The following is a 12240-nucleotide window of genomic DNA, read 5'->3' as shown; positions in this document are numbered from 1 at the left end:
GCTTCCTCCCCGGAATCTGAAGCCATACCCCTGCGGGGCTTCAGATTCCGGGGAGGAAGCTCAGAACAGATTCGCTGAAGCGGACCGGCTGGAAGCCGGTGGCTTCGATCCATTAGGTGGAAAGTAAATGGTGGTATACCATGCCCTACCTGCTTCTCATCGCCGCCGTGCTCTTTGCCGTGTCTCCGGCCTTCTCACCGAGTTTCAGCGGCTACGAACCCAATCAGTACCCCATCCCTCAGGTGTCACCACCCGGCCTTCCGGCCTCGTACGCCTTTTCCATCTGGGGCCTGATCTATGCGTGGCTGATCGTGAGCGCGGCCTTCGGCGCCTTCGCACGCCGCGACGCCGCCGATTGGCAGCCCATGCGCGCGCCGCTTCTTCTGTCGCTCGCCGTGGGCGTGCCATGGCTCACGGTCGCCTCGGTCAGCCCGGTCTGGGCCACCGTTCTCATCTGGGTGATGTGGGCCGGCGCGGTGGTCGCACTCTGGCAGGCCCCACGCCGTGACATGTGGCTCGCCAGTGTGCCGACCGGGCTTTATGCCGGTTGGCTCACCGCCGCCTCATCTGTCTCGACGGCGCTTCTTTTAGGGGGCTATGGCGTATTTTCGGCACCCAACGCCGCGCTGGTGGGCACGGTGCTCGCACTCGTGCTGTCGCTCGGCGTCATGAGCACCCGCGCCCGTCCCTACGGATTTGCCGTGGCGGTGGTCTGGGCGCTCATTGCACTGGCTGTTCGAAATGCGTCTGATGGTTCGCTCGCCGTGCTCTGGCTTTCTTGCGCGGGTGTTGTGCTTATCGCGGGCTATGCGCTGTGGCAGGCGCGCAGCGCCACGGCCCGATCGTGAATCAGCGCCCGCCCGCAGGCCCCTTGCCCAGATGCTTGCGCAGGCGCGACGGGGTCGATTTCTTCTTCGACTTGTAAGGGTTCTTGTCCGACTGGCTGCGCATATGCAGGCGGATCGGCGTGCCCGGCATGTCGAAATCCTCACGCAGCCCGTTGATCAGATACCGGGTATAGCTGTCTGGCATCTTGTCGGGCAGGCTGCACATCACCACGAACCCCGGTGGCCGCGTCTTGGCCTGCGTCATGTAGCGTAGTTTGATCCTCCGCCCGCCGGGTGCGGGTGGTGGATGCTGCTCCAGCATCCCGGTCAGCCAACGATTGAGTCGCGCCGTGCTTACCCGCCGGTTCCATACGTCATGCGCCTTCGTGATGGCTGCATGAAGCCGGTCAAACCCCTTGCCTGTCTTGGCCGAGACCGTCACCAAAGGCGCCCCGCGCAGCTGCGGCAAGAGCCTCTCGAACGCCTCTCGCAGATCGCGCAGCTTCTGCTGTTTCTCGGTCTCCACGTCCCACTTGTTGACCGCGATCACGACCGCGCGCCCTTCGCGTTCGGCCAGATCGGCAATGCGCAAATCCTGTTGTTCGAAAGGAATAGCCGCGTCCAGTAGGACGACGACAACCTCGGCAAACTTCACCGCGCGAAGACCGTCGCTCACCGATAGCTTCTCAAGCTTTTCCTGAACGCGCGCCTTTTTGCGCATGCCAGCGGTGTCGAAAATCCGCATCGGGACCCCGTCCCAGTCGATGCCGATCGAAATCGCGTCACGGGTGATACCCGCCTCGGGCCCCGTCAGGAGGCGCTCCTCGCCGAGGATCCGGTTGATCAGGGTCGATTTGCCCGCATTTGGACGCCCCACCACCGCCACCTGAAGCGGCTTTGCGGCGGTCGGCGCGTGATCTGGCCTGTCGGTTTCGCCCTCTTCGTCCACCGCCACATCGGTTTCAGGCGCCTCGGCCTCGGCGCGGGCCGCATAGTCATCGGCCAACGGCATGAGATGCGTATAAAGATCATTGAGCCCTTCGCCGTGTTCAGCCGACATGCGAATAGGCTCACCAAGACCAAGTGCATAGGCCTCGATCACCCCTGCATCCGCCGCCGAACCTTCGGCCTTGTTCGCAGCAAGGATCACATGGGCGGACCGCTTACGCAGAATCTCGGCGAAAATCTCGTCTGTGGGGGTAACCCCGGTGCGGGCATCCACGATGAACAGACAGACATCGGCCATGTCCACCGCCCGCTCGGTCAAGCGCCGCATCCGCCCCTCGAGCGAATCGTCGGTGGCATTCTCAAGACCAGCGGTGTCGATCACGGTAAAACGCAGATCGCCCAGCCGCGCCTCGCCTTCGCGCAGGTCGCGGGTCACACCGGGCTGATCATCGACAAGCGCAAGCCGCTTACCAACCAGACGGTTGAACAGTGTGGACTTACCCACATTGGGGCGTCCTACGATGGCGAGAGTCAAACTCATGTTTCGGGCTCCGGATCAGGCACGGCCCGTGCCTCAGGCCGCCCCTCTAGCGTATCGGGCGGTCAACGGAAAGCGTGCAGTTGGCCTGTGGTCGACACGACATAAAGCGTGCGCCCCGCGACCACCGGGTTGGTCGTCGCTCCACCAGGCACCTCGACCGACCGCCTGAACGCGCCGGACGCCGGATCGAAGAAGCGGATCAAACCGTCATTCGACGCCACGACAAGCTGCCCCCCCGCAAGAACCGGCCCGTAATGTGCAAATATCTCGGCCTTTTTCTTGGGCTTGTCCTTGGTGAAAAACGGAAGCTTCTGCGACCAGACCTCCGTGCCATCCTCGGCGCGCATCCGGATCAGCTCGTTTCGGTCCGAAATCAGGAAGAGCGACTCACCTGCTGGCCAAACCGGGCTGAGCGGTCCTTCCTTGGCGGTCCAGATACGTTCACCATTGCCAAGCTTGAGCGCCACGAGACGCCCTGCATGGGTGCCCACGAACACGCGGTCGCCCACGATTAGCGGATCACCGGTTACATCGACCACCAGCGATTGCGACAGGCCACTGCGCCGCCCGGCCACCTGCGTGGACCAAAGCCGCAGACCGCCCTTGCGGAACGCCCCCTGCAATTCGCCCGCGCCAAAGGCAAAGACGGCATATTTGTCGGACACCGCCGGGGCCGGCCCGCCAAGAATGTTGTTGGCGTCAGGTGCGGCGCTCAGACGCCATTGCACCCGGCCCGTCTCGGTGTCGATGGCCCATGCTTCGTCATCGCCGGCCACAAGATAAACCAGATCGCCTACCACGGTCGGGCTGCCGCTTCCGGTGCCGCGAAGTTCCTGTTCCCAGATTACGGCGCCAGTGGCGGGATCAAGCGCGGTCAGCTTGCCAAAGCCCGATGTCACGAAAACCTTGCCGTCGCCATATGCCAGCCCGCCGCCACTCGCGTCATTGGCCGAGTCGTTGAGCGGCACGAGGTTCTGTGTCCAGAGAACCTCTCCGGCAGTTGAAACGCCCGTGACCATTGCCCCGGAATCCAACGTGAAGATGCGCCCGCCCGCAACGACCGGGTCTGCGGTGATACGCGCCTTATTGCCATCCCCCGATCCGATCCCCACCGACCAGATACGGTTTGGTGCAGGGGCGAGTGCGGGATGCGCCACGCGTGTTGACGGTGTTCCGCTGCGCTGTGTCCAGTTGGCATTGGCCTGCGCGGCCCCTACTGCGACAGGTGCGGTCTCGTTCTGGTCATCCGCGTTCTCGACGATGCCGAACCCGTCGTCAGCCTCGGCTCGGATTTCTTCGCGGGCACCCGGAAGGATGGGTTCATTCTTCGCACATGCGGCAAGGGCGCATGAGGCCACCAGCCCCGCCAATACTGTCTTGCTGCTCACAACCATGTGCCCCCCGACTTTTCGTCTTGTGCTGCCGTCACCCGGCATCCCGTGCCGGGTCGATCTCGCCGCCCAGCGCCAAGATCACCTGTGACACGCGTCTGCGCAAGCCTTGCGTGGCCTCCGCGTCGGCATTTATCTGCTCCAACCGCCCGATCGCGGCTTCCGTGTCGCCTGTCTCGATGTCGAGATAGGCCAGTTGTTCCTCGGCCAGAAGGCGGATCAGCCCCCCGCCCGCCGTCAATCCTACGAGCCTCTCGCGCCGTTCGGCAACATCAAGGCCCGCCTCGGCGATCGAAACCGCCTTGAGCGTCGCGATCTGACGATAAATCTGCGGAACATCGCTTCGGTCGGCCAATGTCAGCAACCGGGCCGCGGCCTCTGCGGGCGCACCCTCGATCTCTTCGCCCGCCGCCAGAAGGGTAACAACCGCATCGGCGCCCGGTGTCGGGCCATCAATCCCCGCCAAAGCATCGGCGCGCGCCGCACGCTCATCCCGTTCCAGCGCGGCAAGGATATTGTCACCAAGCGCCTGAGCGGCGGCCCGCTCTCTCGCCTTGTTCCACTCGTTATATGCCGCACCGCCCACCAGCAGAAGCACGGCCACAACAGCGATCCAGCCATAGCGGCGCATCCGCGCGAACAATTTGTCGCGACGGACCTCTTCGGTTACCTCGTCGATAAAGCTATCGGTATTACTCACGGAAAGGCTCGCTTCTTTGTCATTCGCCCCGTCTTAGCGTGTCCCTCCGGTGCTGCCAAGGGCCGCAAACCGGGCAGCTCCACACCATATTGCAACGAGATAGGGAAAAGTTTAATCTGAACTGGATAGTTCAGCGTTTTGAGTATAATGGTCGCGCAGCCCGAAATGACGGCATCGGCCGCCTCCGGGCGAATTGATACGCAAAGGGCTTGTCATGCGTTTGTTTCCGATCCTCGCCGCCATCATTGTTTCGGCGCTGATATATGTTTTCGTGCTCGAACGCGACCTGTTGACTGGCGGGGCGGCGCCCGAAGACAATCCCGAGGCCGCGACAGAAGCGACAACTACCACACAAGAGTCCGAAACCGACACCAAGACCAGCCTTCTACCCGGCGTCGTGGTCCAACGGTCCAAGGCGCGCCAGATCGACAGCGCAGTTATCCTGCGTGGCCAGACCGAGGCTGATCGACAGGTCGAGATGCGCGCCGAAACCTCCGGTCAGGTCGTTTCCACCCCCCTTCGCAAAGGCAGCTTTGTCGAGGAAGGACAGGATCTTTGCCGCCTTGACCCCGGCACCCGCGCCGCCACTCAGGCCGAAGCCCGCGCCCGCCTGCTCGAAGCACAGTCGCGCCTGCCCGAAGCACGCGCCAGAAAACCCGAGGCCAAGGCCCGCGTGGCCGAAGCCAAGGCACGCGTTGAAGAAGCCAAATCCCGCCTGAACGAGGCGCAGATCAACGAAAACGCCGCCAAACGCCTTAGCGAGGACGGCTTTGCCTCCGATACCCGTGTCGCCGCGACAGAGGCCGCCGTGCGCGGCGCCGAAGCAGCACTGGTCAGCGCCAAAGCTGGCCTCGAATCGGCGCGCTCGGGCCTCGAAAGCGCCGCCGCCGGGGTTGAAGCGGCCAAGGCCGGAATAGAAAGCGCGCGCGCCGCCATTGCCGCCGCCGACAAGGAGGTTGAGCGGCTGACCATCTCGGCGCCCTTTTCAGGCTTGCTCGAATCGGACACGGCCGAGCTTGGATCGCTGCTGCAACCGGGCGCGCTTTGTGCCACGGTGATTCAGCTTGATCCGATCATCCTCGTGGGCTTCGTCACCGAAACCGAGGTCGGCCGCGTCGCCTTGGGCGCGCGGGCGGGTGCGGAACTGGCCTCGGGCCTGCGTGCCGAGGGAACGGTCACCTTCCTGTCCCGCTCGGCTGATTCCACGACACGCACCTTTCGCGTGGAAATCGAGGTTCCCAACCCCGACCTCGCGATTCGTGACGGACAAACCGCCGAAATCCTGATCGCGGCCGACGGGCAGGCCGCACACCTTTTGCCGCAATCTGTCCTGACCCTCAACGATGAGGGCGATCTGGGCGTGCGTATCGTGACCGAAAGTCAGGAGACACAGTTCGTTCCCGTGACACTCCTGCGTGACACGCCCGACGGTGTCTGGCTTTCGGGGCTGCCGGACGAGGCGGATGTCATCGTCATTGGCCAAGAATACGTCACCGATGGCGTGCGCGTCCAAGCCGCCTATACGGAGGGCGCAAAATGACCGGTTTGGTAGACTGGGCCTCCGAACGGGCGCGCATGGTCCTCGCGTTCATCGTGCTCTCGATCCTTGCGGGCACGATGGCCTATATCGGCCTCCCCAAGGAGGGTGAGCCCGACATCGAAATTCCCGCCCTGTTCGTTTCGGTTCCCTTTCCCGGCATCTCCGCCGAGGACAGTGAAAAGCTTTTGGTCAAGCCGATGGAAACCGAACTCTCGGACCTTGACGGGCTCAAGGAAATGACCGGCACCGCCGCCGAAAACTATGGTGGCGTGGCGCTCGAATTCGAATTCGGCTGGGACAAGACCAAGATCATGGCAGATGTCCGCGACGCCATGAGCACCGCCGAGGCGGAATTCCCGGAGGGTTATGAGAAATATTCGATCAACGAGATCAATTTCTCTGAATTTCCCATCATCGTGGTCAACCTTTCCGGCGCGGTTCCCGAACGCACGATGGCGCGCATAGCGAAGTCTCTGCAAGACCGGCTCGAGGCACTGGACCCCGTGCTAGAGGCCGGCATCGCGGGCAACCGCGATGAGATGGTCGAAGTGATCATCGATCCGCTGAGGCTCGAGGCCTATAACGTCACGGCGGGCGAACTCATAAGCGTCGTTCAGAACAACAATCAGCTTATCGCGGCAGGCGAGGTCGAGACGGACAAGGGCGCCTTCGCGGTCAAGATTCCATCCTCCTTCGCCGAGACGCGCGATATCTACGATCTGCCGATCAAGACCAATGGCGACCGCGTGGTCAAACTCGGCGAATTGGCTCAGATCAACCTCACCTTCGAGGACCGTCTCGGTACCGCCCGGTTCAACGGCGAAGACACGGTTGCCCTTCAGGTCGTGAAGCGCAAGGGCTTCAACATCATCGACACCGCCACCCTCGTGCGCGAAACAGTTGAGGAGGCACGCGCCCGCTGGCCCGACGAGATGAAGGCGACGGTCAGCGTTGGCACCTCGGGCGATCAATCTCGCACGGTGGCCTCGATGGTCAAACAGCTCGAAGGCTCGGTGCTTACCGCCATTGCGCTCGTGATGATCGTCATGCTGGCCGCACTTGGAATCCGGCCTTCGCTTCTGGTTGGCTTTGCGATCCCCACCTCCTTTCTTCTGTGCTTTGCGCTTCTGGCGGTGATGGGTGTGTCGGTCTCGAACATGGTGATGTTCGGCCTGATCCTCGCGGTGGGCATGCTCGTCGATGGCGCAATCGTCGTGGTGGAATACGCCGACAAACGGATCGAAGAGGGCTCGGGCCCCATGCATGCCTATGTCGAAGCGGCCAAGCGGATGTTCTGGCCGGTGGTCAGTTCCACCGCCACGACGCTTTGTGCATTCCTTCCCATGCTCTTCTGGCCGGGCGTTCCGGGTGAATTCATGGGCATGCTGCCCGTGACACTGATTTTCGTGCTCTCGGCCTCGCTTCTTGTGGCGCTGGTCTATCTGCCTGTGGTGGGCGGCGTCACCGGACGGATAGAACGCTGGCTCAACCTGCGGATCGAACATATCGCATCGGGCTTCTGGCTCTGGCATCTGTTACTCTTCCCCGCCGCCGCCGGCGCCGTCGCACTCGCGGCGATGGGTATCCCGGCGGTGAAGGGTCTTGTGACCGGACTCTTCGGCGCGATGAACATGGGCGCGATCTTCACCTCGGTCATCCCTACGCTGATCGGGGCTTTTGCCCTGCTTGTCGGCGCGGTGGTTCTGGCCGCGGCGGGCCTGACAGGCGCAGTCTCGATCCTTGTCGGGCTTGGTGCGCTTTTCCGGCGGATTGGGAACGGAACGCGATGGCTGCGCGACCGGCTTTTGCCGCGGCGCGCACACCGCGTAACGAGCGGCTATCGCCGATCGCCGTTCGGTAAGTTCATCAACCTCATCGCGGCCAACCCTTTCGGCCCGCTTGTGGCGTGCTGCGCGGTCTTCCTTGTCGTCGGCACCACGCTCATTTTCTACATGGGCAACAACAAGGGCGTGGAGTTCTTCGTCGAATCCGAACCCGAGAACGCGCTCGTCTATGTCCGGGCGCGCGGCAACCTCTCACTTGATCAAAAGGACGATCTCGTCCGGCAGGTCGAAGAGATCGTCCTGCAACACGCCAATGTCAAAACCGCCTTCGCGTTCGCGGGCGATGGCGGGCTCGACAACAACACCGGCGGCGCCCAGCCCCCCCGCGACACCGTTGGACAGGTTCAGCTCGAACTTATTCCGTGGGAGGATCGCGAGACCCAGAAAGAGGTTTGGTTCACCGTGCCTTTCCTTGATTTCGACGTCACCCGGCAGGTATCCGACCCGGCGGCGGACGGCGACCGCACCATCGCCGAGCTGACCGAGCAGCTCTCCCGTATCCCCGGGATCAAGATCGAGATACTCGCGCTCGAACGGGGGCCCGCCTCCGCCAAGCCGGTGCATCTGCGCATCAAGGGTGACGACTGGAGCAAGCTTCTTGCCTTCACGGAAACGGCCCGCACACAATTCGATGAGACCCGTGGCCTCACCCTTGTCGAGGATACGCTGCCCTTGCCCAGCATCGACTGGCAGATTGATGTCGATGTCGAGCGCGCCGGTCGCTTCGGGGCGGATGTCGCCACTGTGGGCGCGATGGTGCAGCTTGTGACACGCGGCATCCTGCTTCACACCATGCGCGTCGATACCAGCGACGAGGAAATCGACATCCGCGTTCGCCTTCCCGAAGAGGACCGCGTTCTCTCGACACTCGACACGCTCAAGGTGCGCACCACCTCCGGGCTCGTGCCCTTGTCCAACTTCATCACGCGCAAGCCCGTAACGGGCCTCGCTCAGATCGACCGGGTGAACCAGACCCGCTATTTCGACGTCAAGGCCGGCGTGGCAGACGGGCTGACCAAGACCGTGACCGACGAGAACGGCAACGAGACCACGACCCCCATCACCCCGAATGAACGTATCGAGCATCTGACCCAATGGCTCGAGAGCGGTGTGCTGCCCGACGATATTGCTTATGAGTGGACCGGCGATCAGGAGGATCAGGCCGAATCCGGTGCCTTCCTGCAAAAGGCGTTCATGGGCGCGCTCGGCCTCATGTTCATCATCCTGCTGGCGCAGTTCAACAGCGTCTACAACGCGGTCCTCGTGCTTCTTGCGGTGGTGCTCTCGACCACCGGGGTTCTGATCGGGATGATGGTCATGAATCAGCCCTTTTCGATCATCATGACGGGCACGGGTATCGTGGCGTTGGCCGGGATTGTCGTGAACAACAACATTGTTCTGATCGACACCTACCAAGACTATGCGCGCTACATGCCCCGTGCCGAGGCGATCACGCGTACCGCCGAGGACCGCATCCGCCCTGTCCTGCTGACGACGATCACAACCATGGCGGGGCTTGCGCCTATGATGTTCGGCCTCAGCCTCGATTTCGTCAACGGCGGATATTCCTTCAACTCGCCCACCTCCCTGTGGTGGAAACAGCTTGCCACAGCGGTCGTGTTCGGGCTTGGGATCGCCACGATGCTGACACTCGTCTTCACCCCCTCGATGCTGGCGATGCGGGTCTGGGCCACGACGTATCTTCTGTGGCTGTCGCGCCTCATGGAGGCGCTTTCGATGGGCCGGGGCAGCAAGGCGGCACGTGACATGGCACTGGCCCGCGAAGCGCGGCGCGCAACCCTTACGGAAATCATCTGGGATGATGGCACCCCCGAGCGCACGCTCGGGTACCCGCCCTCTGCCGGAAAATCCCTGCGCGCTGCCGAATGACCGACCCGCGCGATCTGGCCGAGAGGCTGGTCCGTGACGCACCGGGCGGGGCTGGTGGTTCCCCTGCCATGCTCGAACTGGAAGGGCTCCGCTGGCTTGCCTCCGAGGGCGCTGGCGACGATGTCGTGACCGCGTTTACTGACCGGTTGGCCGAATTGACCGGATACACCGCGCCGTCGCGCACCGCACATACCCCTATCGCGGATCCGATCGGCCCCGGACCGGACCCGACCGACGCCGCGCTTGAACAGGTCGCACAAGCCTTCTCGGCACCTTTCGATGGCACCGACGCGCGCCTCGCCACTCTCGCAGACAGGGCGCGCAGCCTCGCAGCACCCCACCTCGCCCAAGGCGCGGACGCCGACCGCATCGAAACCCGGATCAAGCTTGAGGCGTCCGAGCTTCGGAACAAGTGGACAGCGCGGTCCCGCTGACGCCCGTGATTCGCCACCGTAGGGCCTGATTCATCTAAGGTCGCACCGTGATTGGACCATGACCCGGCAACAGTCTTTGGCAATCGCTCCGCTTGTTTCCGGATTTTTCGGGAATTAGACAAAATTTCGGCAAATGCTTGGTAAAACTGCGCGGGTTGGCGTAATCATACTTCATTGAATAACCCGGAGATTTCCCATGTTGGATCTTTTGAAAACCACAACTGCATCCGCTACCGCGCTCGTCCTGAGTACGGTCGCGGCGTCCGCTCAATCCCACGGCGGATGGTCGTTCTGGGATTGGTATTATGGCTACACGGGCGGCGGTTCTTCCGGCTCGAGCCATCAAACAAACTCGGTGCCCGAAATCGATGCCGGCTCAGGTCTTTTGGCCATTGCCGCCGTGCTCGCCGCCACCGCCCTCGTCTGGGAGATCAAGCGCCGCCGCGCCTGATCCCTGCGACACCCAAGTTACCGGACCCTCCAGCCGGACAAAGCGGCCCGCGCCTCTCTCGCGGGTCGCTTTTATTTTTCAGATCAGCCACCAGTCGCCACGCCATACCGCCACTGCGGCGATGATCCCGTTGGCCAGAGCGTGTGCGGCCACCGCATCGGCCAGCCGCCCACGATGCAGATAGACCAGCGACAGGATCACCCCGGCCACGCCCGCCAAAAGCCATCGGCCATGCAACATCCCGAACAGACCCGCCGATAGCAGCACAGACAGGCCCCGCATCATGTGCCCACCGCGATCCAGCCGCGCCTGCACATATCCACGAAAGAACAACTCCTCAATCACCGGAACAAGGACAACCGTGCCCAGAATGCGCGTGACGACCCATACCGTCAGACCCAATTGCGATAGCGCGAGAAGGGCGTCCTGCCCTGCGCCGCCATCTCCGCCCGAGCCCCAGATCCAGCCAAGCCCGATCACCACACCGGCAACAAGGCTCAGCGACGTGGGGCGCGCCCAAAGCGCGGCGCGGCAATCGGTCGCCTGAACCACCAGAGCGCCACAGCCATCGCCACGGCCTGTGCCGGATAGGCCAGCATCGGATCACGCCAGAAGGTCTGCGCCACGACCCCGCTCAGCATGAACACGATGAACGGCACGATCCGCGCTGCCGTGTCGTCTTGCGAGAGCCGCACCTGTATCGGCGCGCGCCGATGAAGCCAGGCGATCCGGTCGGCCGTGATCAGAATTCCCAGCGCCAGAACCGTAAAGAACAGCCACCCGGCAAAGCTGTGGAAACCGTTCACCGCCAATTCCGGCGACGCATAAGCACCTATCAACACCAACACGGCGATCCGTACGACGTTCAAAAGCCAGCTCAGGAAAAGCGCGACGGGCCACACGACAAGCCAGAACCGCCCCATGCGAAGGGTGTCCCGGAAAAGCATCGCGTAAAGGCCAAGGAAAACTGTGACCAGCGCAAAGCCCTCCACCCCGGAGCAGCTATCGGCAACCGCCACGAGAAATCCATTCGTGCCAATGATCTGCGCGCCCGGTTCGACCACCGGCGCCTCGGCCAACAGCCAGATGACAAAGGCCACCGCCATGAAGGTCACCTGCGTCAACGTCTCCCAATACCAGATCGGCCCGATCAGTTCGGCAAGGTCGGGAAGCACCATCGCAACGGCCCCAAGCGCCAGAAGAACGCCCCACCGTTCCCCAGCCCATTGGCCAAGCAGCGCCGGGGCCGCCATCCAGAACATCCCGCCCAGCGCCATCAGAGAACCGCCAGCCACCAGCACCGGAAAGACCCGCGAAAACTCCGCGTTGAGCGCCGCATCAGGGATCACTGCAAGCGGCAGAAAAATTGCGATCAACCCGGCCACATGTGCAACGACCCAAACCCGACCGCCCGAACGGGTTTCGACCATATGCAGAAAATCCCGTCGCGCACGCTCAACCGCCCAGAGGTAAAGGCCAAGCATCACCCCAAGTGAAAGGGCCCGAACCAAGACACCCCGCAGGCCGCGACAGGCCGTTTCAATCGCCGTTTCCCGGCATTCGACCGAGGCCAACACCTGAAACGCCACGACGACCGCCACAAGTTCGGCAGCAAAGAGCGCGGCAAGCCAAAGGGCCCGCGAGGGCAATATTTCGATCCGGTCAGTCATGTCA

At 62.9% G+C, this 12240-nt stretch carries 8 protein-coding genes and 1 pseudogene; 5 read left to right on the top strand and 4 right to left on the bottom strand.

The window, feature by feature from the left end; genetic code table 11:
- Positions 1 to 140: 140 nt before the first annotated feature.
- Entirely contained in the window at positions 141 to 848 is a 708-nt protein-coding gene (locus V8359_RS14185; RefSeq protein ID WP_336429677.1) for a hypothetical protein, read from the top strand.
- A 1-nt stretch (position 849) separates the two neighbouring features.
- Here the strand turns inward: V8359_RS14185 and der are convergent, their stop codons facing one another.
- From der to V8359_RS14170, 3 genes are all read right to left on the bottom strand, one after another.
- A complete protein-coding gene (gene der / locus V8359_RS14180) occupies positions 850 to 2316 on the bottom strand; it encodes a ribosome biogenesis GTPase Der (protein ID WP_336429676.1) in 1467 nt (488 codons plus the stop codon).
- Between the two features lie 62 nt (positions 2317 to 2378).
- A complete protein-coding gene (locus V8359_RS14175) occupies positions 2379 to 3710 on the bottom strand; it encodes a PQQ-like beta-propeller repeat protein (protein WP_336429675.1) in 1332 nt (443 codons plus the stop codon).
- Between the two features lie 31 nt (positions 3711 to 3741).
- Positions 3742 to 4407: a hypothetical protein gene (locus V8359_RS14170; RefSeq protein ID WP_336429674.1), complete on the bottom strand. Its 666-nt coding sequence runs from the start codon at positions 4405 to 4407 to the stop codon at positions 3742 to 3744.
- Between the two features lie 214 nt (positions 4408 to 4621).
- On the opposite strand from V8359_RS14170, the gene V8359_RS14165 reads away from it, so the two are divergent.
- The 4 genes from V8359_RS14165 to V8359_RS14150 all read left to right on the top strand — a co-directional run bounded on the left by V8359_RS14165 (position 4622) and on the right by V8359_RS14150 (position 10566).
- A complete protein-coding gene (locus V8359_RS14165; RefSeq protein ID WP_336429673.1) occupies positions 4622 to 5947 on the top strand; it encodes an efflux RND transporter periplasmic adaptor subunit in 1326 nt (441 codons plus the stop codon).
- Positions 5944 to 9681 (top strand): efflux RND transporter permease subunit, encoded by a 3738-nt coding sequence (locus tag V8359_RS14160; protein ID WP_336429671.1) that lies wholly within the window; start codon positions 5944 to 5946, stop codon positions 9679 to 9681. The genes V8359_RS14165 and V8359_RS14160 overlap by 4 nt, the downstream gene beginning before the upstream one ends.
- Positions 9678 to 10115, top strand: coding sequence for a hypothetical protein (locus V8359_RS14155; RefSeq protein ID WP_336429670.1), 438 nt, complete (start codon positions 9678 to 9680; stop codon positions 10113 to 10115). Before V8359_RS14160 ends, V8359_RS14155 begins: the two co-directional genes overlap by 4 nt.
- A 196-nt stretch (positions 10116 to 10311) precedes the next feature.
- Positions 10312 to 10566 carry a VPEID-CTERM sorting domain-containing protein gene (locus tag V8359_RS14150; RefSeq protein WP_336429669.1) on the top strand — a complete coding sequence of 85 codons (255 nt, stop codon included), beginning with the start codon at positions 10312 to 10314 and terminating at the stop codon, positions 10564 to 10566.
- A 78-nt stretch (positions 10567 to 10644) separates the two neighbouring features.
- Here the strand turns inward: V8359_RS14150 and xrtE are convergent.
- Positions 10645 to 12236 (bottom strand): annotated as a pseudogene (gene xrtE / locus V8359_RS14140) (exosortase E/protease, VPEID-CTERM system).
- Positions 12237 to 12240 lie beyond the last annotated feature (4 nt).

This window comes from Roseovarius sp. E0-M6, assembly GCF_037083845.1.
Taxonomy (GTDB): Bacteria; Pseudomonadota; Alphaproteobacteria; order Rhodobacterales; family Rhodobacteraceae; genus Roseovarius.
This window is presented reverse-complemented; position numbering and strand designations above follow the sequence as displayed.